This is a genomic window from Pseudomonas sp. NCCP-436, from assembly GCF_019656335.1.
In the GTDB taxonomy this organism is placed as follows: Bacteria; Pseudomonadota; Gammaproteobacteria; order Pseudomonadales; family Pseudomonadaceae; genus Aquipseudomonas.
Genome location: NZ_BPLZ01000007.1, coordinates 15,794 through 41,265, shown reverse-complemented (window position 1 = coordinate 41,265; position 25,472 = coordinate 15,794). Strand labels below are relative to the sequence as shown.

The window sequence follows — 25,472 nt, the reverse complement described above, 5'->3', positions numbered from 1 at the left end:
TGTCAATATGTCAAGCACAGTCCCAATGATGTCAAGATGATACCTTTGATGCCACTAACCCAACTTTCTTCTCAACGAAAGCCATCAAACTGAAATAGATATCTTCTCTGGAAATAAATAGGCTGAAGTTGAAATAGCCATCCTGCTGCGCCAGCACGGTGATTGCGCTCGGCGCAACTATCATTTCGGACTCCATATCACGAGTGCTTCATATATGAGTCTTCCTGGACGACGCCACTAGCGGAATACAAGGCATGCGCATACTGATCACCGGGGGAGCCGGCTTTATCGGCTCGGCACTGATTCGTCACCTGATCCGCCACAGCAGGCACGAGGTACTCAACCTCGACAAACTGACCTATGCCGGCAACCTGGAGTCGCTCCAACCAGTCGCTGACAGCCCGCACTACCAGTTTGTCCACGCCGACATTGTCGATAGCGACTGCGTAACCCAGGTCCTGGAGCGCTTCCAGCCCGATGCCATCATGCACTTGGCAGCCGAGTCCCATGTCGACCGCTCCATCGACGGCCCGGCAGCCTTTATCCAGACCAACATCGTCGGCACCTATAGCCTGCTGGACTGCGTGCGTCGCTACTGGCTGAATCTGGAGCCTGCACGCAAGACCGCATTTCGCTTTCATCACATATCCACCGATGAGGTGTATGGCGACCTGCACGCAAGCCAGGCACTGTTCACTGAGAGCACGCCTTACGCTCCCAGCTCCCCCTACTCGGCAAGTAAAGCCGCGTCCGATCACCTGGTACGCGCCTGGCACCGCACTTACGGTCTGCCCGTGCTGGTCACCAACTGCTCGAACAACTACGGCCCCTACCACTTCCCGGAAAAGCTCATTCCGCTGATGATCCTCAGCGCTCTGGAGGGCCGACCACTGCCTGTGTACGGAGATGGCCTGCAGATACGTGACTGGCTGTATGTGGAGGATCATGCCCGCGCCCTGATTCGCGTACTGGAGCACGGCCAGCCTGGCGAGACCTACAATATCGGCGGACACAACGAGCAGCGGAACATCGACGTGGTGCATGCCATCTGCGATTTGCTGGAAGAGCTGGCACCGCACAAACCGGCAGGAGTAAGCCGCTACCAGGATCTGATCACCCATGTGCGCGATCGCCCCGGTCATGACCTGCGCTATGCCATAGATGCCAGCAAGATCGAGCGTGAACTGGGCTGGGCACCGCAGGAAACCTTCGCCAGCGGTCTGCGCAAGACCGTGCAGTGGTATCTGGACAACCTCGACTGGTGTCGCCGCGTGCAGGATGGCAGCTATCAGGGCCAGCGGCTTGGCGCACCACTGTAAGGAATAGCAATGAAAGGCATCATCCTCGCCGGCGGTTCCGGCACCCGGCTACACCCGATCACTCTCGGCATATCCAAGCAGTTGCTGCCGATCTACGACAAGCCGATGATCTACTACCCGCTCTCGGTGCTGATGCTGGCCGGCATTCGCGAGATCCTGGTCATCTCCACCCCGCAAGATCTGCCCAACTTCCGCAAGATGCTCGGTGATGGCAGTCAGTTCGGCCTGGATCTGCAGTATGCCGAGCAGCCCTCGCCCGACGGGCTGGCTCAGGCTTTTCTGATCGGAGAGCAGTTCATCGGCAGCGATCCGGTCTGCCTGATCCTCGGCGACAACATCTTCCACGGCCAGCACTTCACCGAGAAGCTGCTGCGAGCTGCCCGCCAGACTTCCGGCGCCACCATCTTCGGTTACTGGGTCAACGATCCGGAGCGCTTTGGCGTGGTCGAATTCGACGCGGACGGCAACGCGCTGTCGATCGAGGAAAAACCAAGCAAGCCTAAGTCCAGCTTTGCCGTGACCGGACTTTATTTCTACGACAATGACGTGGTCGAGATCGCCCGCTCGGTGAAGCCCTCGGCCCGTGGTGAACTGGAGATCACCGACGTCAACAACGCCTACCTGGCCCGTGGCGACCTGCGCGTGGAGCGCTTCGGCCGCGGCTTCGCCTGGCTCGATACCGGCACTCACGACAGCCTGATCGACGCCTCGCAGTACGTGCAGATGATCGAGAAGCGCCAGGGACTGAAGGTCGCCTGTCTGGAGGAGATCGCCTACCAGCAAGGCTGGATCGATCGCACGCGCCTGCTTGAACAGGCCCGGGCACTGGGCAAGACTGGCTACGGCCAGTACCTGTACAATCTGGCAGAGGAACCCCTATGAAGGTGCTGCCCACAGAACTGCCCGATGTCCTGATACTCGAACCTCAGGTGTTCGGCGACGAGCGCGGCTTTCTCTTCGAGAGCTTCAACGCCCGGCGCTTCAGCGAAGCCACCGGCCTGAGCCGTGAGTTCGTTCAGGATAACCACTCCCGCTCCAGTCGCGGCGTGCTGCGCGGCCTGCACTACCAGCTGCAACAGCCGCAGGGCAAGCTGGTACGCGTAGTGACCGGCGAGGTCTTCGACGTAGCCGTGGATCTACGTCGCAGCTCACCCGGTTACGGCCGCTGGGTGGGCGTGCATCTGTCAGCGGAGAATCGTCGTCAGGTCTGGATTCCGGAAGGATTTGCCCATGGTTTCCTGGTGCTCAGCGAACATGCCGAATTCCTCTACAAAACCACTGACTACTATGCCCCCGAGCATGAACGCTGCATCCGCTGGGATGATCCGCAACTGGCCATCGACTGGCCGCTGGCCGGCCTGACACCGCAGTTGTCGGCCAAGGATCGGCTCGGCCTGCCGCTGGCCGATGCCGAGACCTATGCATGAGGATTCTCCTCTTTGGGCACAGCGGACAGGTCGGACGTGAACTGCAGCGGGCCTTGCGCGGGCATGAACTGATCTGCCCGGAGAGGTCGACATTCGATCTGGCCCGACCAGACAGCCTGCGCCCGTTGATTGTCCGCGAACGCCCGGATCTGCTGATCAACGCCGCTGCCTACACGGCTGTCGACCGGGCTGAGCAGGAGGCACAACTGGCCTTTGCCATCAATGCTGAAGCTCCCGCCGTCATGGCGGCGGCCTGCGCCGAATTGGGTATTGCGCTGATCCACTATTCGACCGACTACGTGTTCGACGGCCACAAGCCAGCCCCGTACCTGGAAAGCGACACTCCAAACCCTCTGAACATCTATGGTGCCAGCAAGCTGGCCGGCGAACGCGCCATCGCCAGCAGCGGCTGTGAGCACCTGATCCTGCGAACCAGCTGGGTCTACGCCCGTCACGGCCACAACTTTCTGCTGACCATGCAACGACTGCTGCAGGAGCGCGAGCAGGTGCGCGTGGTTGACGACCAGATCGGCGCACCGACCTGGGCCGGCAGCATCGCCCAGGCCAGCACAGAACTAATCACGGCATGGCAACAGGGTAACCGCCGCAGCGGCCTTTATCACCTGACCTGTCACGGCGAAACCAGTTGGTTCGGCTTTGCCCGGGCCATCGGCGAGCGCCTGCGCGCTGCCGGCCGGCCTTGCGCGGAGATCCTGCCAATTCCTAGCAGTGATTACCCCACACCGGCCCGCCGGCCACTCAACTCGCGGCTGGATGGCCGCTGCTTGGCACACGACTGGAATCTGCGCCTGCCGCACTGGGAAGAGGCACTGGACGCCTGCCTCGGCTAGCGCCGCAGCGGAAAATCGCGCCGCAGGGAACGCGCCTGCGGACGGAAAGTGCATAATGACGCGGTCATTCCGATGCGGCTTTCCATGAGCACGACGCCCGTTTCCCCACACAGTCCCCGCTGGCGCAGCCTGCTGCTGCTGGCCCTGCTGCTGGCGCCCCTGCTCTGGCCAGTGCACTTCCTGGCCGAGCGCTACTACCGCGAGGTGCTGCTGGAACAGAACCGGCAAACCCTCGACCTGTACGTGGCCAACCTGCTCGGCACCCTGCGCCGCTATGAGGTACTGCCACAAATTCTCGGCGACCTGCCCGGACTGCGCGCCGCCCTCTACGCACCGGCCGACGATCTGATTATCGAGCGCGCCAATCACCTGCTGGCGCGCGTACGAGAGCAAACCGGCGCCGACGTGATCTACCTGATGAACCCCGAGGGCCTGACCCTGGCCGCTTCGAACTGGGACAAGCCCGACAGTTTCGTCGCCGGCAACTTCGCCTTCCGCCCTTATTTCCGTGAAGCTCTGGCTGGCCGCCTGGGGCGCTTTTTCGGCCTCGGCACCACCTCCGGCAAGCGTGGCTATTACTTCGGCTACCCAGTGCGCGAGAACGAACGCAACATCGGCGCACTGGTGGTCAAGGTGGATCTCGACCACACCGAAACGCTCTGGGGCAATACCCCGGAGCAGCTGCTGGTCACCGACACCAATGGCGTGGTGATCCTTACCTCACGTCCGGAGTGGCGCTTCCACGCCAGTCGCCCCCTGGACGCTGTAGAACGCGCCGCCATCGCCGCCAACCAGCCCTACCCTACTCAGACACCACCAAGCCTCAGACTCTCGCCCGACGACTGGCTGACACAAAGCCGGGCACTGGAGGAAACCGGCTGGACTGTCAGCATCCTCGCCCCACGCCTACTTATTGACCGCCCGGTGCGCAGCGCCGTAGCAGTAGGCGCTGCCGCCCTCTTGGTACTACTGTTGCTGCTCGGTCTGCTGATGCAGCGGCGCCGCCACTACCTCGAGCGCATCGCCCTCGACAGCCGTGCCAAGGCCGAACTGGAACAGCGCGTAACCGAGCGTACTCACGATCTGGAACTGCTCAACAGCCGCCTCAAGCTGGAAGTACTGGAACGCGAGCATGCCCAGCAGGAGCTGGTACGCGCCCAGGACGAACTGGTGCAGGCCGGCAAACTCTCGGCCCTCGGCACCATGAGTGCCAGCATCAGCCACGAGCTCAACCAGCCGCTGGCTGCCATCCGCAGTTACGCCGAAAACGCCAGCACGCTGCTCGACCACCAGCGCAACGACGACGCCCGCGCCAATCTCAGACTGATCAGTGAGTTGACCGAGCGCATGGCCTCGATAATCGCACACCTGCGTGCCTTCGCCCGCCGCGACCGCCACGCCCCCGAACGGGTAGCCCTGCAGCCGGCGCTGGACGATGCCCTCGCACTGCTGGCCAAGCGCCGCCGCGCCATGGATGTCGAACTGATCCGCGACCTGCCCGACGCCACTCTCTGGGTACAGGCCGGAGAAACCCGCCTGCGCCAGGTCCTCAGCAACCTGCTCGGCAATGCCCTCGATGCCCTGGCCGACCGTGCACCACCACGGCGTCTGTGGATCAGCGTGCAAAGCAACGCGGAGCACCTCGAACTGCTGCTGCGCGACAACGGCCCCGGTTTTTCCGCAGAATCGCTAGCACGCGCGTGCGAGCCCTTCTTCACCACCAAGACCAGCGCGCAGGGTCTGGGCCTTGGCTTGGCCATTTGCGAAAGTCTGATGCGAGCGCTTGACGGTGAACTGCGGCTGGCCAACCACCCGGATGGTGGTGCGCTGATTACCCTGCGCATGCGCCTGACCAGCCCCGGCATCAACCTGCAACCTCCGGAGGATCCTTCGCCATGACCAGCGACAACGCCATCGACAGCCGCATTCAGGTTGTGCTGATCGACGACGATCCTCACCTGCGCCAGGCGCTCAGCCAGACCCTCGATCTGGCCGGTCTCAGGGTACTTAGCCTGGAAGACGCCCAGGGCCTGGCCCGACGCATTCCGAACGACTGGCCCGGGGTGGTGGTCAGCGATATTCGAATGCCCGGTATAGATGGCATGGAGTTGCTCAAGCAATTGCAGGAGCATGACACCGAGTTGCCGGTTCTGCTGATCACCGGTCACGGTGACGTACCGCTGGCAGTACAGGCGATGCGCGCTGGCGCCTACGACTTTCTGGAAAAGCCGTTTGCCAACGACGCGCTACTCGACAGCGTGCGGCGCGCCTTGGAGGTACGCCGTCTGGTACTGGACAACCGCAGCCTGCGCCTTGCACTGGCCGATCGACAGCAACTGGCAGCCCGCCTGGTCGGCCAGTCCCCGGCCATGCAGCGCCTGCGCGAACAGATCGGTGCGCTGGCCGGGATCAGTACCGACGTCTTGATCCTCGGTGAAACCGGCGCCGGCAAGGAGGTGGTGGCGCGTGCGCTACACGACCTCTCCAGCCGTCGCAACGGTCCGTTCGTCGCCATCAATGCCGGAGCGTTGGCCGAGTCAGTGGTCGAAAGCGAACTCTTCGGCCACGAGGCCGGCGCCTTTACCGGCGCTCAGAAGCGCCGCATCGGCAAGTTCGAGTTCGCCAATGGCGGCACCCTGTTTCTCGACGAAATCGAGAGCATGAGCCTGGATGTACAGGTCAAGCTGCTGCGTCTGCTGCAGGAACGAGTGGTCGAACGCCTCGGCGGCAACCAATTGATCCCGCTGGATATTCGCGTCATTGCGGCAACCAAGGAAGACCTGCGCCAGGCCGCCGATGAAGGCCGCTTCCGCGCTGACTTGTACTACCGGCTCAATGTCGCCCCGCTGAGCATTCCTCCACTGCGCGAACGCGGTGAGGATGCACTGCTGCTGTTCCAGTATTTCAGCGAAAACGCTGCTGGCCGCCACGGCCTGCCGGTACGCGAGCTGCAACCGGGCCAACGCGCCCTGCTGCTGCGCCACCCGTGGCCCGGCAACGTGCGTGAGCTGCAAAATGCTGCCGAGCGCTTCGCCCTCGGACTGGATCTGGCCCTGGACAACGCCACGCCGGAACTGCCACCAGGCAGCGGCGGCCTGAGCGAGCAGGTGGAAGCCTTTGAACGTGCCCTGATCGCAGCCGAACTTGCCCGCCCGCACAGCTCGCTACGCAGCCTGGCAGAGGCGCTGGGGCTGCCACGCAAGACCCTGCACGACAAGCTGCGCAAGCACGGACTGAACTTCTCCGGAGCTGGCGGAAGCTCGCCAGAGGACCTTGAATGACTGGCGAGAAACCGCCAAGAGTTCTCCCTGCCACACTCTGCCCGGTCATTTACCTGCGCACGAGAATCCCCAATTTAGAGCATCTGCGCACTTTTTCCGGGCAGATTCCGCGCCTTGGCACATCGGTTGCTCTAGCTGCCGGGTAAGCGAACCTTACAAGTACAAGTTCAGGCCACGCGACAGGTAACCCGACGTCCTTCCACCAGGAGCCTAAACCTGCTCTTGTGCGTTCGTAAATGGCGCCTTCTGCGCCAGGCCAAACCACAACAAGAGGAAGTAAGCGCATGTTCAAAATGACTGCCAAGGCGCTGGCTTGCGCGCTATCGCTGAGCATTGCCGGACTGGCACAGGCTGCCGATCCGATCGTTATCAAGTTCTCCCACGTCGTGGCCGAGCACACCCCAAAGGGGCAAGGTGCCATGCTGTTCAAGAAACTGGTGGAAGAGCGCCTGCCCGGAAAGGTGAGCGTACAGGTCTACCCGAACTCCTCGCTGTTTGGTGACGGTAAGGAAATGGAAGCACTGCTGCTGGGTGACGTCCAGCTGATCGCCCCGTCGCTGGCCAAGTTCGAGCACTACACCAAACAGATCCAGCTCTTCGACCTGCCGTTCCTGTTCGATGACATTCATGCGGTTGACCGTTTCCAGCAAAGTCCTGAAGGCCAGGCCCTGCTCAAGTCCATGGAAGACAAAGGCATCACCGGCTTAGGCTACTGGCACAACGGCATGAAGCAACTGTCGGCCAACAAGAAACTGGTCGAGCCGAAGGATGCCCGCGGCCTGAAGTTCCGCGTACAGGCTTCTGCCGTACTGGACGAGCAGTTCAAGGCTCTGCGCGCTGCGCCGCGCAAGATGAGCTTCGCCGAGGTCTACCAGGGCCTGCAGACCGGCGTGGTCAATGGTGCCGAGAACCCCTACTCGAACATCTACAGCCAGAAGATGCACGAAGTGCAGAAGTTCATCACCGAGACCGATCACGGCGTGCTGGACTACATGGTGATCACCAACACCAAATTCTGGAACGGCCTGCCGAACGACATCCGCACCGAACTGGAAGCCATTCTGGCCGAGGTATCCGTCGAGGTGAACAAGCAGGCCGAAAGCCTGAACCAGAACGACAAGAAGCGTATTCTGGAAGCCGGTACCACCGAGATCCTTACCCTCACCCCCGAGCAACGCAGTCAGTGGCGTGAAGCCATGCGTCCGGTCTGGAAGAAGTTCGAGGACGAAATCGGCGCCGATCTGATCAAAGCGGCAGAGCGCGCCAACGAAGCTAACTGATGCAACCTGTCACGGAGCGTTCGACGAGCGCTCCGTGCGTCTGCTCTCCCATTCGTCACTCGTTCCACTGACGGAGAAATCCTTATGCACGCCGTCGTTCGTGTCTGGAACCAGCTAGAGGAAATCCTCGTGGCCATCCTGCTTGCAGGCATGACACTGGTGACCTTCACCTATGTGCTGGTCAACAACCTCTATGCGGTGTTCTACTCGCTCGCCGATACGTTCCCGTTCGCTGAAGGCGCCCTTTTCGCCATCGGCGACGGCATCCTGTTCGTTTCCCAGGAAATGACTTGGAGCATCGCCCTGTCCAAGGCCATGTTCGGCTGGCTGATCTTTATCGGCCTGGCCTGGGGCGTGCGCATCGGTGCGCACATTGGTGTCGACCTTCTGGTGCGTAACTTCGCCCCCAGCGTGCAGAAAGCCATTGCCCTGGTGGCAGTGGCCATCTGCCTGGGCTACTGCGCGCTGATGGCCTACTCCAGTGAGCAGTGGGTCGCGACCCTCTACAGCATTGGCACCGGTGCCGAGGACCTGGACCGCTTTGGCGTATCGCAGTGGCAGATCGTGATGATCGTACCGATCGGCTTTGCCCTGATGTTCCTGCGTTTCCTGCAACTGTTCGTGCGCATCCTGCGCAATGAGCAACTGGGTCTGGGCGGCCACGGCGAAGCCGAAGACGCGCTCAAACTCGCCCAAGAAACCCAGGCGGAGGCCAAGTAATGACCATCGCATTCCTGTTTATCGCCCTGTTTGTGCTGATGTTTATCGGCATTCCCGTGGCGGTGTCCCTGGGTTTGTCCGGGGCCATGACCATTTTGCTGTTCAGTAATGACTCGGTGCGTTCGCTGGCAATCAAGCTGTTCGAAACCAGCGAGCACTACACCCTGATGGCCATTCCGTTCTTCCTGCTGGCCGGTGCCTTTATGACCACCGGCGGTGTGGCCCATCGTCTGATCGACTTTGCCAACGCCTGCGTCGGCCACATCAAAGGCGGGTTGGCAATTGCCGCGATCCTGGCGTGCATGCTGTTTGCCGCCCTGTGCGGTTCCTCGCCGGCCACGGTCGCGGCGGTCGGCTCGATCGTGATCGCCGGTATGGTGCGTTCCGGCTACAAGCAGGAGTTCGCTGCGGGCATCGTGTGTAACGCCGGCACCCTGGGCATCCTGATTCCGCCGTCGATTGTGATGGTGGTGTATGCCACCGCCACCGAGTCCTCGGTCGGCAAGCTGTTTATGGCCGGTGTTGTACCGGGCCTGCTGCTGGGCGTGTTCCTGATGGTGACCATCTACATCATCGCCCACATCAAGGACATGCCGTCGCTGCCGCGTGCTTCGTTCAAGGAAGTGCTGCGTACCGGTCAGCGCGCCGTCTGGGGCCTGCTGCTGATCGTGATCATCCTCGGCGGCATCTACTCGGGCATGTTCACCCCGACTGAGGCAGCGGCCGTAGCCGCAGTGTATGCGGCCTTTGTGGCGATCTTTATCCACAAGGACATGACCATCCGCCAGTGCCCGAAGGTCATCATCGAAGCCGGCAAGCTCAGCGTGGTGCTGATGTTTATCATCGCCAACGCCATGCTGTTCGCGCACGTGCTGACCACTGAGCAGATCCCGCAGTCGATCACCAGCTGGGTGGTGGAACAGGGCTTCTCGCCGATCGAGTTCCTGATCGTGGTGAACATCGTGCTGCTGGTGGCCGGCACCTTTATGGAGCCGTCGGCGATCATCCTGATCCTCGCGCCGATCCTGTTCCCGATTGCCATGCAGCTGGGCATCGACCCGATCCACCTGGGCATCATCATGGTGGTAAACATGGAAATCGGCCTGATCACCCCGCCTACCGGGCTGAACCTGTTCGTAACCTCGGCGGTGACCGGCATGCCACTGACCCGCACCATCAAGGCGGTATCGCCTTGGCTGCTGGTGATGCTGGCATTCCTGATCCTGGTTACCTACGTGCCGTTCATCTCGCTGGGTCTGCCGAACTTCCTCGGCATGTAGGCCCGACAACTTGCTGCTTTGGTACTTCGATGTACCTCCTCCACCCGGCCTTTGGCCGGGTTTTTTTTGCCCCGTGATCAACTGCCTGGGGATTGCATGAGCGATCATGCGCAGACTGCCGAGCATTCCTCTGCTAACTCTCCAATGGCAGGCTGGTGGTGGACTTGATCTCGGACAAGGCCACCGTGGAGTTGACCTCCTGGATTCCCGGAACCAGCGACAGCTTTTCGAAGAAGAAACGTTCATAAGCCTCGATGTCACGGGTGACGATGCGCAGCATGAAATCCACCGAGCCCATTAGCACGTGACACTCCAGCACCTCCGGGAAACGGCGCATGGCCTCGGCGAACTCGGTGAGGTTGGAGCGCCCGTGGGCGTTGAGCTTGACCTGAGCGAACACCTGTGTATGCAGGCCGATGCGCTTGCGATCGAGCAGGGTTACCTGACGGCGGATTACCCCTTCCTCCTTGAGCCGCTGGATACGCCGCCAGCAGGGCGACTGCGACAGCCCCACACGCTCAGCGATCTCCCCGGTAGACAGGCCGGCATCCTCCTGCAGCAAAGCCAGAATGCGCCGGTCATACGAATCCAGGACAACGGACATAAAAAATCCCCAATCAGCAATATAAAGGGAAAGATTATCTACGAAACTGGCTGAACAAAAGAAAACAAGGCAGAACTTTTGCCACCGAAAGAAGGAAACTGGAGTCAGCTCCGACTACGAGATACCGTCATGCCCAACGCCACCTCCCGAACCTGCCCGGCCGTACGCCGCGATCCCTGGCAGGACTGCCCGCAATCAGGTGTCGAATATCGCCTGCGCGCCGAGGCGCAAGCCGATGTGCTCTGTCGCCTACTCGGGCTGTTTGCCCAGTTGCAGCTGGTACCCGGACAGATGCAGGTACAGTGTCGTGATGGTGACATGGACGTACGCCTGCAACTGGACGGGCTATCGCTGCACCGCGCCAACTTGCTGGCGGAAAAGCTCCGAGCTCTGGTCTGCGTCTGGCAAGTGGACTGGCGCCACCTCAATCACAATGCGGAAACAGCGATCCTGCGCACTGGCTAGCAGATCACGCTGCACGCTTCGCCCCGACGGCGCTTTTCGGGCATCCTAGACGCTGACGTGAAGCCGATTCGACCACTGGCCGCTCGGCACGCTGCACGATGTATCAGCAGGTAGTTCAGCCAAGGAGCCCGCATGTCTGCTTTTGCCGCCAACGCCCCCGACCGCGTGCTGGATCTTGGAGAGTTGCTGCGCGAACTGGTCGCCCAGGGTCGGGTTGATCAGGATGTGGCCGAGCAGTGCCTGGCCATACGACGCAGTACGTCGAACAACGCCCAGCACCCACTGGAGTTTCTCGCCGCGCAGCAGCTGGACGATCTCAAGCGACCGGGCAAAAAGCTGGATTTGGAAACTCTGACGGTCTGGCTGGCCGAGTTCGCCGGACAGCCGTACCTGCGTATCGACCCACTGAAGATCGACGTGGCCGCCATCACCCCGCTGATGTCCTACGCCTTTGCCCAGCGGCACAAGATCCTCGCCGTAGCGGTGGACAGTGAGAGTGTCACCGTCGCCAGCAGCCAGCCGCTGGTACGCAGTTGGGAAGCCAACCTGGTACACGTGCTCAAGCGACCGATCAGGCGCGTGGTGGCCAACCCGGCCGACATCCAGCGCTTCACCACCGAGTTCTACCGCCTGGCCCGTTCGGTCAGCGGGGCCAACGCCAACGACCAGAGAATCAGCGGTGTCGGCAACTTCGAGCAGTTGCTGAGCCTCGGTGCGCAGGATCAGGAACCGGACGCCAACGACGCGCATATCGTCAACATCGTCGACTGGCTGTTCCAGTATGCCTTCCAGCAGCGCGCCAGCGACATCCACATCGAACCACGCCGCGAGCAGGGCACCGTACGCTTTCGCATCGACGGCGTGCTGCACAATGTCTACCAGTTCCCGGCCCAGGTCACCATGGCGGTGGTCAGCCGGCTGAAGAACCTCGGGCGGATGAACATCGCCGAAAAGCGCAAGCCGCAGGACGGCCGGGTCAAAACCAAGACCCCGGACGGCAATGAGGTGGAACTGCGCCTGTCGACCCTGCCCACCGCCTTCGGCGAGAAGATGGTGATGCGTATCTTCGACCCCGAGGTGCTGCTCAAGAGCCCGGATCAACTCGGCTTTTCACCCGACGATCTGCGGCGCTGGGAATCCATGACCTGTCAGCCCAACGGCATCATTCTGGTTACCGGCCCCACAGGCTCGGGCAAGACCACCACGCTCTACACCACGCTCAAGCAACTGGCCACGCCGGAGGTGAACGTCTGCACCATCGAGGACCCCATCGAGATGATCGAGGGCGCCTTCAATCAGATGCAGGTGCAGCACAACATCGACCTTACCTTCGCCAGCGGCGTACGTGCGCTGATGCGACAAGACCCGGACATCATCATGATCGGCGAGATCCGCGATCTGGAAACCGCCGAGATGGCCATCCAGGCGGCACTAACCGGGCACCTGGTGCTGTCGACCCTGCACACCAACGATGCTCCCAGCGCCATTACCCGCCTGCTGGAGCTGGGCGTACCGCATTACCTGCTCAAAGCCACGATCCTCGGCGTCATGGCCCAACGCCTGGTGCGCACCCTTTGCCCGCACTGCAAGCAGCCGGTGCAGCTCGACGAGGATACCTGGAAGGATCTGACCCGCCCCTGGCAAGCGCCACTGCCAAGCCAGGCACATCATGCCGTAGGCTGCCTGGAATGCCGCGAGACCGGTTACCGCGGCCGGGCCGGTGTCTACGAGATCATGCTGCTTAACGACAGTATCAAGCCACTGATTACCGCCGACACCGATCTCAACGCCCTGCGCCGCACCGCCTTCAAGGACGGCATGCGCAGCTTGCGCCTGTCTGGAGCGCAGAAGGTCGCTGCCGGCCTGACCACCATCGAGGAGGTACTGCGCGTCACGCCGCAGAGCGAACAACGCTGAACAAAACCGCTGCGACACAATCATTTTTCCACCTTGCGAAGGGGTCGGCGGCAACGCACCGACAACTGTGCTTAGATGGAAGATGTCAGACAATGGAGTTGATGCAATGCAGCGCGTAAGGAGATCTGTCATTGGGACGAGCGTGGAGAGCTGCGCCCGCCCATGATTGCTTACCTGAACCATCTGTCCTTCTGGCACTGGCTGGCTCTAGCTACCCTGTTGCTGGTTTTCGAGGTATTCGGCGCCGCTGGCTACCTGTTGTGGATCAGCCTGATAGCCGTGGCTGTCGGTCTGTTGAGCATGCTGCTGCCGGATCTCGCCTGGTTCTGGCAACTGCTGCTGTTCGTCACACTTGCAACGCTGTCCTCGCTGCTCTGGCGGCACCTGCAGCGACGCGCAAACCGCAATCGCCACTGAGCCGGCCTGAACATCGCTGGCTCGGAACCCTTCGGCGCTTTTTCACTCCTAAAAGAGCGGGCTTCTTTCATGCGGGTGCGGCCTGCACGATTCCGGCCCAGCACAACCCAGCGGAGTATCCCCATGCCTTTACCCAGCCGAGCCATTCTGGCAGTCAGCGCCTGCCTAATCATTCAAACTGCAACGGCCGATGGTCTGCTGCGCGATATCCTGTCCTCGGGCGCGACCACCGCATCCACCTACCTGACCGTCAAGGATCGCAAGCTCGTCGGGAGCACCGAGGAAGATGTCGTCAGCTTCGTCGCCAGCGCTGGCGAGATCCGCGGCCCGCACCTGGAGGCCGTCCTACGACAACTGCGCAGCGAACACCCGGAGCTGCAAGCGCAGGACGACCTGACTCTGGCCAGCGCCATCATGGCCACCGCCACCACAGCCGAACCCTCACACCGAACACTCAATAAACGCTCATAAAAAATGCCCGCCTCCTGCGGAGACGGGCACTTTTCCAGGTTCCGCGAGCCGGAACCGCTGGCTCCGGATTACAGCAGTGGCAGGGTGTAGCTGACGATCAGACGGTGCTGATCAGTGTCAGCCTGGCTGGCCAGGTCGCTGCGCAGTACGCCGTAGCGCCAGCCCAGACCCAGACCTTTCAGCGCGCCGTCCTGGAACACGTAGTCCACGGCCACGTCACGCTCCCACTCCTTCGCCTCGCTGCCACCAGCCACCTTGATGCTGGTGCCCTTGAGGTAGGCTGCCGACGCCTTCAGACCCGGCACACCGACGCTGGCGAAGTCGTAGCTGTACTGGCCGAAAGTGGTGCGCTCACCGGCACGGGTGAAGTTGGTTACCAAGCGATCGGTCAGCAGATACACGCTGGCACCGGCCGAACCTTCGATACCGCCCTGGTTGAGCTGGACGAAGTTGCTGTCGTCGGAAACGCGCTGGTAACCCAGCAGCAACGCATGGCCGCCCAGGCTGTAGGTGAAGGCTGCACTCCAGGTGTTGTTGTCGATCTTGCCGTCACCATTCTTGGTGTAGCCACCAACCCCGTAGCCTGCTTCCTTGCCGTTCTTGCCGTCGGAGGAAGTGCGGAAGTAGCGCAGATCCGTCTTCAGCGAACCTTCGCCCAGGCCCAGGTTGTGGGTCAGACCGGCAAAGTGCTGCTTGTAGTAGTCCTCAAGGTTCGCGTAGTAGTACTGCGCGGTCAGATCCTTGTTGACCTTCCAGTCGCCGCCAGCGAAGTAGAACTTGTTGCTCGCTTCGCTACCGCCATTGACCGACAGACCGGTGCTGTTGCTCGAAGCACGGCCCACGGCGCGCTCGATCTGACCAGCGGTCAGAGTCAGGTTGTCGATTTCGTTGGAGGTGATCTGGCCACCTTCGAACAGCTGCGGCAGCAGGCGGCCGTCGTTGGATACCAGGATCGGCAGTTTCGGCGTCAGGGTACCGATGCGCGCCTCGGTCTTGGAGAAACGAACCTTGCCGGTCAGCCCGGCCTTGCTGAACTCGTCGACAGCGCTGCCATCGCTTTCCAGCGGGAACAGAGCACCCGGAGTACGGTCACGACCGGCCTTGGTGGCACGACCACCACCATCCAGACGCACGCCCAAGAGGCCGACGGCGTCAACGCCGAAACCCACGGTGCCTTCGGTGAAGCCCGACTGGTAGTTGAGAATGAAGCCCTGCCCCCACTCGCTGGCCTCGCCATTGTTGTTGGCGGTGTTGACGGTGTTGTTGTCGAAGTAGAAGTTGCGCAGGGTCAGGCTGGCCTTGCTGTCGCCGATGAAGTCGGCAACGGCTGCCTGGCTCAGGCCCAGGGTGCTGGCGGCTACAGCCAGTGCCAGGGAGGTCTTTTTCATTAGTGGTTCTCCAATGTTTTTGATGTGACGCATCGTCTACGAGTACGGCATCGGCGCCAGGGCCGACTCGTGACGAACTGGATGAACGCTCGGGCGCGCAAACTCAGCGGCACCAGCAACGGACAAAAGTCAGTAAGGGAATAACAACGGGAAAACCGGTGGGACGGGCAGGCAGGAACAGGCAGCTCGGATCATGGTCGGCACTCGCATCGTTGTTATTGTGCCCGGCAGGCATGGCCAACTCGGGCTAGGCCAAGCCAGAGCAGGTTGCATGCCAGAACCCGAACCCAGGCGGGAAAGCCCTCTAAAAAGGAGGTTACAAACAGATGATGAATACATTGCAAGTCAGTGACACCCTCTAGACAGGCGATTTATCGCCGAACAGAGAGTCGTAAAAGGCGGAATTCCGCCAACTCAGTTCACCACAATGCGATTCTTGCCCTGTTTCTTGGCCTCATACATGGCAAGGTCGGCCCGCGCATAAAGCGTATCGAGCTGACTGTCGCTGCGCCGTAACATGGTCAGTCCCTGGCTGACAGTAATACCGACCTTCGCTCCGTCATACTGGAAATTCAGCCGTTGCACCTCGCGCTGCAGACGCTCGGCCACCTGCAGCGCCACTGCCTGATCGCAACCGGGAAACAGCGCGGCAAACTCCTCGCCGCCAATACGACCGAACAGGTCTCCGCGACGCAAGGCGCCGGCAGCGCAGTGCGCCAGACGCTGTAATACCTGGTCACCCGCCTGATGGCCGTAGCTGTCGTTGATCTTCTTGAAGTCGTCCAGATCCAGCAGCAGGAACGCCAGCGGCGTCCCCGTCCGGCAGGCCAACTGGAACTCCTGGCAAGCACATTCGAAGAAATGCCGACGGTTGCTGACCTGAGTCAGCACGTCGGTAGCAGCCAGACGCTGTAACTCACCCTCCAGATGCTTCTTCTCGGTGATGTCCTCAGCAATACCAACGATCACCCGACTCGATTCATTGCCCGGTTGCGGGCTGACAAAACACTTGTCGCTTAGCCAGCGCAGCTGGCCGTCAGCACGAATGATGCGGTACTCGCGCGACTCGACCGCACCAGTATCCAGCACCGATGCCAGACTCTGTGCGGCGTAGTCGAGATCGTCTGGATAAATACTGTTGCGCCACTCGCTATAGTCAGCAAGCAGAAGCGCCGCCGAACGGCCGAAAATGCGCTCATAGCCCGGACTGACGTAGATTACCCGCTGCTGCGGCCAGTCCAGCGCCCAGAGAACTGCGTTGACACTTGCAAGCAGGCTGCTGAACAGTTGCTCACGCTCGCCGAGCCGCGCTACCTCGGCGCGGCAGTGCAACAACGCAAGAGTCAGTTCCTCCAGTTCGGATACTGCCTGCTCATCTGCTGCAACAGCCATCTGGCCCCTCGCATTCGCCTGTAAAGTGAAGCTATTGCGAGGATTGGACAAATACAAAGGCCCGCCGGTTCGACAAGGCCTTTGCAGGTGAACAGCCAGCTCAGAGAGCTACGCCGGAGGGACGCAGCGAGTAGGTCTTGAGCTGCCCGGCGAAATCGCGCAGCGACTGGATGCCGCTGGCTTCGGCCTCATGCACCCACTGTTTGATGGCTTCGAGCATGTCATGCCCGTTGCTGCTGGTGCGGGCCCAGATCTGCTGAAGGGCCAGGCGCTTTTCGTAGATCACCTGCAGTACCTGACTCTGCGCCAGCAGATCGGCAATGCGGGCCTGATGTTTTTCCTCCAGCAGACTCGGCTCACGGCTAAGCAGACGCTTGGCCCGGCGAAACAGGTGACGCACCGAGGCGTCGGCCTTGGCAACTTCCTGCTTGACCAATGGCGCGATAACCAGTTTGCGGTACTGCGCCATGATCTGAAACCGGTTGTTGAGGATGGCCATTGCGGTATCCATATCAAGACTGCTCTTACCCTCAACCCGGTGGGCGATCGGCGCCACACGCTGCACCTTGGCCAGACCGAAGAAGCTGAACAGCCTGATCCAGGCCCAACCCATGTCGAACTCCCAACTCTTCACCGAGAGTTTGGCGGAGTTGGGATAGGTATGGTGGTTGTTATGCAGTTCCTCACCGCCAATAAGGATGCCCCAGGGCAGCAGGTTGGTAGCCGCATCACGGCACTCGAAGTTGCGATAGCCCACCGCATGGCCCAGGCCGTTGATAACCCCGGCAGCCCAGAACGGAATCCACATCATCTGGACGGCCCATACGGTGATGCCCAGTACCCCGAACAGCAACACGTCGATCAGGGCCATCAACACGATGCCGGCATAGGGATGGCGACTGTAGACATTTCGCTCGATCCAGTCGTCCGGGCAGTTCTTGCCGTAGATACGCAGGGTTTCCTGATTCTTCGCCTCCTCCCGGTACAGTTCGGCCCCCTTGCGCAACACGGTGCCAAGGCCCTTGATCACGGGGCTGTGGGGATCGTCCTTGGTTTCGCACTTGGCGTGGTGCTTGCGATGGATAGCCGTCCATTCACGGGTGTTCTGGCCAGTGCTCAACCACAGCCAGAAGCGGAAGAAATGCTTGAGTGCAGGGTGCAACTCCAGCGCCCGGTGCGCCGAATAACGGTGAAGATAAATAGTGACGCTGACGATGGTCACATGAGTCATCAGCAGGGTGACAGCTACCAGCTGCCAAACCGAAAGATCGAGAATACCGTCGTACCACATGGGCGCAATTGCCTCTTGAGAATAGAATCGGGCTTGTCCTGAACGAACGAACCCTGAATCATTATCCCTGACCAAAGGCAGAAAACCAGTTGGTCTTTTAGATAAGAGGGTCAATCCCTCTATACTGCCTCACATCCACTGGAAACTAGCAGCCCGCTCATGACTACCGATCCTGCCGCTTTGCGCCTGACCGTGGGCTATGTGCTGCTGTCCAGCCTGTGGATTTTCTTCAGTCATGAGGTGCCGCCAGCGCTCGGCTTTTCCGTCAAGCTGCAGGAGTACTTGCACCTGTTAACGGCACTTCTGTTCATACTGCTGACAGGCACACTGCTCTACCTGATCCTTTACCGTCACACCAAGAATCACCATCAGTCCCAGTTTCTGCTTGCCAACAACGAGGAACGCCTGCGACTGGCGCTGGATGCCACTCGTGACGGCCTTTGGGACTGGGACATAGCCAGGCGCCAGGTATTTTTCTCCGACAGCTATGCAGCCCTGCTCGGACTCACCCCCAAACAACTGGGCAACACCCGCGAAGCCTGGGCCAGCCGGCTGCACCCGGATGATCGCTGGCTTGCCACAACGGCTCTCGACGAGGATCTGCAAGACGGCTACTACGAAAACGTCTACCGCATGCGTCATGCCGACGGCAGTTACCGCTGGGTTCACTCGCGCGGTCGTCTAATACGTGATGCTCATGGCCGTCCGCAGCGCCTGATCGGTATTGCCAGCGATATTTCCCGCCAACGCGCCATCGAGGATAGCCTGCGCCAGGCCGCCGCAGTTTTCGATGCCACCCAGGAAGGCGTGCTGGTCACCGATGCTCGACAACGGATCATCCATGCCAACCCGGCGTTCTGTCGCATCACTGGCTACAGCCTCGAGGAAGTGCTGGGACAAAATCCCAGCCGACTCAAGTCGGGCCGTCACGACACCACCTTCTACCAGAATCTTTGGAATACCCTGCAAACCCACGGCAGCTGGAGCGGCGAGATCTGGAACCGGCGCAAAAGCGGCGAAATATACCCACAGTGGCAGTCGATCCGCGTCATCCGAGACGACAAGGACAACATCACCCACTACGTGGCGGTGTTCTCCGACATTTCCGCACTCAAGCGCTCGCAACGCGAGCTCAACTACCTGGCGCACCATGACGCGTTAACCGGACTGCCCAACCGCCTGCTGTTCACCGAGCGCATTACTCACGCTCTGGCCCGCAGCCGAAGCGAGCAGCTGCGCGGCGCCGTGCTGCTGATCGATCTCGACCACTTCAAGCACATCAACGAGAGCCTCGGCCACAATGTTGGCGACCTACTGCTCAAGAGCGTTGGCGAGCGCCTGCAGCAGTGCCTGCCTGACGGAGGCACCCTTGCCCGTCTCGGCGGTGACGAATACGGCCTGCTCTACGAGCACTGCAACGATGCAGGGCAGGCCGCAGAGCTGGCCCAGCGGCTGCTGCGCAGTCTGGCCCCCCCCTTCCGCCTCGACGACCACGAACTCTACATCGCCGCCAGCATCGGCATAAGTCTGTTCCCGGACGATACCGAATGCGTCGAGCAGATCCTGCGCAACGCCGACTCGGCGCTGTTCAAGGCCAAGAGCAGTGGCCGGGAAGGCTATGCCTTCTACGTGCAGGCACTGACCGACTACGCCCGCCAGCGGGTAGAGCTGGCCAGCAGCCTGCGTCACGCACTCGACAACCAGGAGCTGCGCGTTTACTACCAGCCTCTGCACGACCTGCGCAGCAATCGTCTGGTAGGTATGGAAGCGCTTATACGCTGGCTACACCCGCAGCGTGGCCTGATCCCTCCGGGCGAATTCATTCCCATCGCTGAAGACAGCGGCCTGATCAGCGCCATCGACACCTGGGTACTGGATCAGGCCTGCCGACAGATGAAGCGCTGGAGCGGGCAGGCAGACGCACCGAGCTTTGTTGCAGTAAATATCTCCAGTCGGCTGTTCGGCCGGGGCGAGCTGGAGCAAAAGGTCGCCCAGGTGCTGGAGCAAACCGGACTGCGCGCGGACCAACTTGAGCTGGAGGTCACTGAAAGCGCAGTGATGGAAGATCCGGCGACAGCCCAGAATCTGCTTACCCGTCTGCGTGCCCTGGGCGTTCGCCTGGCCATCGACGATTTCGGCACTGGCTATAGCTCACTGGCTCGCCTCAAGCGCCTGCCGGTCAACAAACTGAAACTCGATCAGAGCTTTGTCCGCGGCCTGCCAGATTCCCGCGAGGACGCGGCGATTGCCCGGGCAGTGATTGCCCTGGGCCACAGCCTGGATCTGATGGTACTGGCCGAGGGCATCGAGACCGCCGAACAGGCCGGCTTCCTTCGCGAACTGGGTTGCGACTTCGGTCAGGGCTATTATTTCGGCCGCCCCCTGCCGGCTCCCGAAGAACAAACGGGCAGCACTTGCGGACAGCCTCCGGAGCCTGAGCAGAACAGCGTGAGAAGCTGAACATGCGCGTACTGATACTGGAAGACGATCCCTGGATGACGGATCTGCTCAAACAGATAGTGCAGAATCTGCGAAGTGATGCGCGAATCGACTGCCAGAGTCTGGTGGCCGATGCTGTCGACGCCTGGCAACGCGAACCCGCGCAACTGGTAATCGCCGACTGGAACCTGCCGGACGGCCCGGGCACCCAACTGCTGGAGCGGATACGCCAGACCGATACTCAGGTGCCACTGGTGATGGTGACTGCCCGCGCCGACCGTAACAGCGTGCTGGGCGTGCGCCGACTGGGCATCAGCGCCTTCATCAGCAAGCCTTTCCAGGTGCCGAAGATTCTCGCCAGTCTGGAGCCGCTGCTGAAACAGAGCCAAGCGCAGGCAGCGTCCGTGCCGGCGACCGGCGACTTTCTCCAGCACCTGGCCACAGTAGACGGCGAACAGCTTGACCTGCCACTGCTACGCCCGCTCAATCCCAATGCCCGTGAACTGCGCCAACTCGGCGAGCACTGGCAGAACGAACCGGCCGTGCACGCCCGTCTGATTGCCGCCGCCCACAGTTCCATCTACAACCCCAGCGGCCTGGCCTGCACCAGCCTGGGTGAGGCGTTGCAGCGCCTGGGCCCGGGCACTGCCCTCAGCCTGCTGCAGGGACTGGCCCTGCGCCCACTCGCTACTCTGCGTGACGAACCGCTGCAGCATCTGGCCGAAGAATACTTCCTGCAGGCACTGCGCCTACGCCAGCGGGTCACTGAGCTGGCCGCACGTAGCCGAATCGATCCGGCGCCACTGCAAAGTGCCGCGCTGTTGTTGCACATGGGCGAACTGAGCGTGCTACAGCAGGCGCAGGAGTGGTTCAGCCGGCACACCCTACTGGACGAATCCACCGTGCGCGAGGCTTTGCACAGCTACAGCGGTCAGTTCGCCAGCCGACTCAAGGCTCACTGGCGCCTGCCTGGGCCACTGCGTGATCTGATCGGTGCCTGCTACACCCTTGCGGTTGGCAACACCCGGCGTGAGCCGATTCTCATGCGCCTGGCCAGCGCCGAACTGCAGCACACCGATACCCAGGAGCTGCAACGCCTGCGCCGACTGGCGGGAATCGACGAGGCTGGCACGCCGTGATCCATCTGCAGCGGCCGCTTTCGGTACGCTGGATCGTCGTTGCCGGCAGCCTCTGTCTGGCCCTGCTGTTTGGCCTGCTCGGAGGCCAGGCGATGAACGAACGCCACGCCCTCTGGCAGCTACAGTTGAACAAGCAGTCCTCGGCTCAGCACCTGGCCTGGCAGAGCGTGCACAGCAGCATGCGTGAGCGCGCCCTGCTACTGGCCCAGACGATTGCCGATGACACTCATCTCGGCGCGCTGCTACTGCAGGCTGGCTCCGTTCCGGCAAGCGAAACGGAGCGTCTGAACGAGATTCGCCGCCAGCTCTACGATTTTCTCGCGCCGCGCTGGCGCAGGCTGCAACCCCACCAGCCGTTCCAGCTTCGACTGTCACTGCCGGGTGAAGCAGGAATATTTCTGCGGCTTCATGCTCCCGAGCGTTTCGGCGACCGACCGCAGGCCATGGAGCGTGATGTGCTACAGGGTGCCGGTAGCCTGGCCGGCTTCCAACTGGAGGACGATCAGCTCCTCATACGAGCTGTCGCTCCAGTGACAGGCAGCGATCTGCAACCGGCCGGCAGCGTCAGCGTGACCCTCAATCTGCTCGACGAGCTGCCCCGCCTGGACCAGAACCTTGCCAGCGGTATCGCCCTGCTGCGCAGCTCTGCTTCACAGGATGAGCCACCGGCAAGTGCAGACTGGCAGATCATCAGTCAATCGCGACCGCAGGCGCAGCACTGGCTGGACACGGGCAAGCTGCTGACGACAGGCACTTTCGACAGCCCCCTGCTACTGAACGACAACGGCCACCACTTCCTCCTCAGCCACCTGCTGCTCAGTGAGGACGACAACGGGCGTGCCGGCATCCTGATCTGGCGCGACATCTGCGAGTTATACAGCCTGCACCGGAAAAAGGATTACTGGCTGATGGGCAAGTGGCTACTGGCCTGGATCGGCGCCGAAGCCATGCTGCTGATCCTGCTTCTGGCCACCCGCCGCAGCACCCAGCGCCTGATGCAACGTCAGCAGAGTGCCCTTCGCGCACTGAATGAAATATCCGCACTGACCGGCCTGAGCAGTCAGGAACAACTGCGTCGCGCGTTGCGCATCGGAGCCGACTACTTCCACCTGCCCCATGGGCTGATCAGCCTGCTCGAAGGCAAGCAGTACCGGGTACAGGTCTCAACCGATAGCGCGCTGCAAGATGGTCAGCCACTGGCACTGGACGAAAGCTTTTGCGACCTGACACTGCAAGGCAACGAACTACTCGCCATCGAGCACGTCGCCGTTTCGCCCTGGAAGGATCATCCGGCACGCACACGCAGCGAAGTGGCAAGCTACATCGGCATTCCAGTGCGGATTGGCGAACACCAGAGCGCCATCCTGTCGTTCTTCGGCCCGCAACCGCGCCAGCAATCGTTCAACGCCAACGAGCGTGAGTTTGTCCACCTGTTTGCCCGCTGGGTCGGCGCCATCCTTGAGCGCCGGAAGCAGGAGCAGGCCCGCCAGAACCTACTACAGCGTCTGGCCAGCATCATCGAAGGCACCAATGTCGGCACCTGGGAATGGAACGTGCAAAGCGGCGCCATGGTCTTCAACGAGCGCTGGGCCCAGATGCTCGGCTATCAATTGGAGGAGCTGCAACCCACCAGCATCGATACCTGGCGCAGGCTGTGTCACCCACAAGATCTTGTCGCCAGCGAACGCCTGCTGCAACGCCACTTCGCCGGCAAGGTGACGCACTACAGCAAACAGGTGCGCCTGCGCCACCGTGACGGGCACTGGGTCTGGGTACAGATACGTGGCAGCCTGTCGCAGCGCGACGAGCAGGGCCGCCCCCTCTTGATGTATGGAACCAACACCGATATCAGCGAAGCGCGGGAACGGGAGAACGCCATCGTCGAGGCGCGTACCTTTCTGCAGACCGTGCTCAACTCCGCCACCGGGGTATCGATCATCGCCACCGATCTGGAAGGTCGCATTACCCTGTTCAACTCCGGCGCCGAGCGCCTGCTGGGCTACCGTAGCGAGGAAGTCGTAGGTCGGCTCACCCCCGATGCCTTCCACTGCCCCGAGGAGATTGCCGCACGCGCCGAGAGATTGCGTCGCAGCACTGGTCTGACTCTGACGGGCATCGAGCTGTTTTCCTACGGCACTCACAACGGCGAACCGGAAACCGGTCAATGGACCTACTTGCACAAGGACGGCAGCCGACGCCTGGTCAACCTCACCACCAATGCCATCTTCGACGCCGAAGGACAGATTACCGGTTTCCTCGGCATAGCCAGCGACATCAGTGCTCTGCACCAGACCACCCTGGCCCTGCAACACAGCGAGAGCCGCTTCCGCGGGTTAGTGGCCAACCTGCCCGGCGTGGTCTATCGCTGCGCCAACGACCAGCACTGGAGCATGAGCTACATCAGCGACGGCATCCTCAGCCTCAGCGGCTATCCGCCGAGCGACTTCATCGACAACCGGGTGCGCAGTTTCGCCAGCGTCATCCACCCGGACGACCGCCAACTCTCCGCCTCGATCAACGCCTGTATCGAACGCCAGGGAGTGTTCGAACGTACCTACCGTATTCAGCATGCCGACGGCCACAGTGTCTGGGTTCGCGAAAAAGGCCGTGCCGAGTACGACGCCGAAGGCCAAGTGCTATGGCTCGACGGATTCATCTGGGACATCAGCGAACGCAAGGTCATGGAGGACGAACTGCGCGAGAGCGAGCACTACCTGCGCACCCTGCTGGACAACGTCATTGACGCCATCATCACGTTCGATGAAAAAGGCCATATCGAGACCTTCAACCGGGCTGCCGAAAGAATCTTCGGCCATCGCCAGGCCGATGTCGCCGGTCACAGCGTTGCCTGCCTGCTGGCCGAGCCCGCCACTGTGCTACCACTGCCCAGGCAGATCACCGGCCAGACGCGTGAGCTTGAGGGGCTACGCAGCAACGGCGAACGTTTCCCGGCGGAAGTGGCGGTTTCGCACATCAGTCACCAGGGCCAGGCGCGCTTTATTGTGGTGATTCGCGACATTGCCGAGCGCAAGCGCATCGAACGCATGAAGAGCGAGTTCGTCGCCACCGTCAGCCACGAGTTGCGCACCCCGCTGACCGCTATCGCTGGTTCGCTGGGACTGATCAACGGCGGCGTGCTGGGTGAGGTGCCGCCGACCATGCGCCAGATGCTGGATATCGCTCAGGCCAACAGCCAGCGCCTGAGCGAACTGATCAACGATCTGCTGGACATGGAAAAACTGGTAGCCGGCAAGATGCATTTCGAGCTGCACTCCAGAAATCTCGGGCCACTGCTGGAACAGGCGCTGCTGCACAATCAGCCCTATGCAGATCAGCACCAGGTGCGCCTGAAGCTGGAGATCATCAGCGACCTGCCGGTGCGCGTCGATGCTCAGCGCCTGGCTCAGGTCATGGCCAACCTGCTGTCCAACGCCGCCAAGTTCTCCCCGCCAGGCAGCACGGTACAGGTGCGCCTGGAGACCTGCGGCCGGCAACAGCGCGTCAGTGTACAGGACCAAGGCCCGGGTATTCCGCTCGAGTTTCAGTCACGGCTATTTGGCAAATTCTCCCAGGCCGATTCTGGCGACGCCCGCCAGCGCGGCGGCACCGGCCTGGGTCTGGCCATCTGCAAGGAGATCGTCGAACGCATGGACGGCGAGATCGGCTTTCTGTCGCCACCGGGCGAAGGCGCCACGTTCTGGTTCCAGCTGCCAGTGGACGAGGCGGCGCCATGCTGAAGCCCCCGCACTGGCCTGCTACCATCCAGGTGAGTCACACTGCCATCATTGGTA

The 25,472-nt window shown here is 61.5% G+C and carries 21 protein-coding genes; 16 read left to right on the top strand and 5 right to left on the bottom strand.

The features are described 5' to 3' along the window. Positions 1-31: 31 nt before the first annotated feature. Positions 32-184 (bottom strand): hypothetical protein, encoded by a 153-nt coding sequence (locus NCCP436_RS09450; protein WP_220803745.1) that lies wholly within the window; start codon positions 182-184, stop codon positions 32-34. A gap of 70 nt (positions 185-254) precedes the next feature. On the opposite strand from NCCP436_RS09450, the gene rfbB reads away from it, so the two are divergent. The 9 genes from rfbB to dctM all read left to right on the top strand — a co-directional run bounded on the left by rfbB (position 255) and on the right by dctM (position 10,158). Continuing rightward, on the top strand, positions 255-1,319 hold the full coding sequence (gene rfbB, locus NCCP436_RS09445; RefSeq protein ID WP_220803744.1) for a dTDP-glucose 4,6-dehydratase: 1,065 nt from the start codon (positions 255-257) through the stop codon (positions 1,317-1,319). A 9-nt stretch (positions 1,320-1,328) separates the two neighbouring features. Beyond that, positions 1,329-2,201, top strand: coding sequence for a glucose-1-phosphate thymidylyltransferase RfbA (rfbA, locus tag NCCP436_RS09440; protein ID WP_220803743.1), 873 nt, complete (start codon positions 1,329-1,331; stop codon positions 2,199-2,201). Continuing rightward, the gene (rfbC, locus tag NCCP436_RS09435) at positions 2,198-2,746 is read left to right on the top strand and encodes a dTDP-4-dehydrorhamnose 3,5-epimerase (RefSeq protein WP_220803742.1); all 549 of its coding nucleotides are present in this window, start codon (positions 2,198-2,200) and stop codon (positions 2,744-2,746) included. The genes rfbA and rfbC overlap by 4 nt, the downstream gene beginning before the upstream one ends. Beyond that, on the top strand, positions 2,743-3,597 hold the full coding sequence (gene rfbD / locus NCCP436_RS09430; RefSeq protein ID WP_220803741.1) for a dTDP-4-dehydrorhamnose reductase: 855 nt from the start codon (positions 2,743-2,745) through the stop codon (positions 3,595-3,597). The genes rfbC and rfbD overlap by 4 nt, the downstream gene beginning before the upstream one ends. Positions 3,598-3,681: 84 nt before the next feature. Beyond that, positions 3,682-5,496 carry an ATP-binding protein gene (locus NCCP436_RS09425; protein WP_220803740.1) on the top strand — a complete coding sequence of 605 codons (1,815 nt, stop codon included), beginning with the start codon at positions 3,682-3,684 and terminating at the stop codon, positions 5,494-5,496. Beyond that, positions 5,493-6,878, top strand: a complete 1,386-nt coding sequence (locus NCCP436_RS09420; protein ID WP_220803739.1) for a sigma-54 dependent transcriptional regulator — start codon at positions 5,493-5,495, stop codon at positions 6,876-6,878. The genes NCCP436_RS09425 and NCCP436_RS09420 overlap by 4 nt, the downstream gene beginning before the upstream one ends. Before the next feature lie 284 nt (positions 6,879-7,162). Beyond that, a complete protein-coding gene (dctP, locus tag NCCP436_RS09415; RefSeq protein ID WP_220803738.1) occupies positions 7,163-8,158 on the top strand; it encodes a C4-dicarboxylate TRAP substrate-binding protein DctP in 996 nt (331 codons plus the stop codon). An 84-nt stretch (positions 8,159-8,242) separates the two neighbouring features. Then, the gene (locus NCCP436_RS09410; RefSeq protein ID WP_220803737.1) at positions 8,243-8,878 is read left to right on the top strand and encodes a TRAP transporter small permease; all 636 of its coding nucleotides are present in this window, start codon (positions 8,243-8,245) and stop codon (positions 8,876-8,878) included. Further along, entirely contained in the window at positions 8,878-10,158 is a 1,281-nt protein-coding gene (dctM, locus tag NCCP436_RS09405) for a C4-dicarboxylate TRAP transporter large permease protein DctM (protein WP_220803736.1), read from the top strand. The genes NCCP436_RS09410 and dctM overlap by 1 nt, the downstream gene beginning before the upstream one ends. 133 nt (positions 10,159-10,291) lie before the next feature. Here the strand turns inward: dctM and NCCP436_RS09400 are convergent, their stop codons facing one another. Further along, a complete protein-coding gene (locus NCCP436_RS09400; protein ID WP_220803735.1) occupies positions 10,292-10,762 on the bottom strand; it encodes an Lrp/AsnC family transcriptional regulator in 471 nt (156 codons plus the stop codon). Positions 10,763-10,891: 129 nt separating this feature from the next. On the opposite strand from NCCP436_RS09400, the gene NCCP436_RS09395 reads away from it, so the two are divergent. The 4 genes from NCCP436_RS09395 (at position 10,892) to NCCP436_RS09380 (ending at position 14,032) form a co-directional block, all read left to right on the top strand. Continuing rightward, the gene (locus NCCP436_RS09395) at positions 10,892-11,227 is read left to right on the top strand and encodes a hypothetical protein (protein WP_220803734.1); all 336 of its coding nucleotides are present in this window, start codon (positions 10,892-10,894) and stop codon (positions 11,225-11,227) included. Positions 11,228-11,359: 132 nt separating this feature from the next. Next, positions 11,360-13,144 carry a GspE/PulE family protein gene (locus tag NCCP436_RS09390; protein ID WP_220803733.1) on the top strand — a complete coding sequence of 595 codons (1,785 nt, stop codon included), beginning with the start codon at positions 11,360-11,362 and terminating at the stop codon, positions 13,142-13,144. A gap of 162 nt (positions 13,145-13,306) precedes the next feature. Then, on the top strand, positions 13,307-13,561 hold the full coding sequence (locus tag NCCP436_RS09385; RefSeq protein WP_220803732.1) for an NfeD family protein: 255 nt from the start codon (positions 13,307-13,309) through the stop codon (positions 13,559-13,561). Between the two features lie 123 nt (positions 13,562-13,684). After that, a complete protein-coding gene (locus tag NCCP436_RS09380; protein ID WP_220803731.1) occupies positions 13,685-14,032 on the top strand; it encodes a DUF2388 domain-containing protein in 348 nt (115 codons plus the stop codon). Between the two features lie 68 nt (positions 14,033-14,100). Here the strand turns inward: NCCP436_RS09380 and NCCP436_RS09375 are convergent, their stop codons facing one another. The 3 genes from NCCP436_RS09375 to desA all read right to left on the bottom strand — a co-directional run bounded on the left by NCCP436_RS09375 (position 14,101) and on the right by desA (position 18,103). Next, positions 14,101-15,420 (bottom strand): OprD family porin, encoded by a 1,320-nt coding sequence (locus NCCP436_RS09375; protein WP_220803730.1) that lies wholly within the window; start codon positions 15,418-15,420, stop codon positions 14,101-14,103. Positions 15,421-15,834: 414 nt separating this feature from the next. After that, on the bottom strand, positions 15,835-16,812 hold the full coding sequence (locus NCCP436_RS09370; RefSeq protein WP_220803729.1) for a sensor domain-containing diguanylate cyclase: 978 nt from the start codon (positions 16,810-16,812) through the stop codon (positions 15,835-15,837). A gap of 100 nt (positions 16,813-16,912) precedes the next feature. After that, a complete protein-coding gene (gene desA / locus NCCP436_RS09365; protein ID WP_220803728.1) occupies positions 16,913-18,103 on the bottom strand; it encodes a delta-9 fatty acid desaturase DesA in 1,191 nt (396 codons plus the stop codon). A gap of 159 nt (positions 18,104-18,262) precedes the next feature. On the opposite strand from desA, the gene NCCP436_RS09360 reads away from it, so the two are divergent. The 3 genes from NCCP436_RS09360 to NCCP436_RS09350 are packed head-to-tail and all read left to right on the top strand — an operon-like array spanning position 18,263 to position 25,418. Next, positions 18,263-20,563, top strand: coding sequence for a bifunctional diguanylate cyclase/phosphodiesterase (locus NCCP436_RS09360; protein WP_220803727.1), 2,301 nt, complete (start codon positions 18,263-18,265; stop codon positions 20,561-20,563). A 2-nt stretch (positions 20,564-20,565) separates the two neighbouring features. Then, the gene (locus NCCP436_RS09355; RefSeq protein ID WP_220803726.1) at positions 20,566-21,681 is read left to right on the top strand and encodes a response regulator; all 1,116 of its coding nucleotides are present in this window, start codon (positions 20,566-20,568) and stop codon (positions 21,679-21,681) included. Beyond that, entirely contained in the window at positions 21,678-25,418 is a 3,741-nt protein-coding gene (locus NCCP436_RS09350) for a PAS domain S-box protein (RefSeq protein ID WP_259651475.1), read from the top strand. The genes NCCP436_RS09355 and NCCP436_RS09350 overlap by 4 nt, the downstream gene beginning before the upstream one ends. The last annotated feature ends 54 nt before the right edge of the window (positions 25,419-25,472 follow it).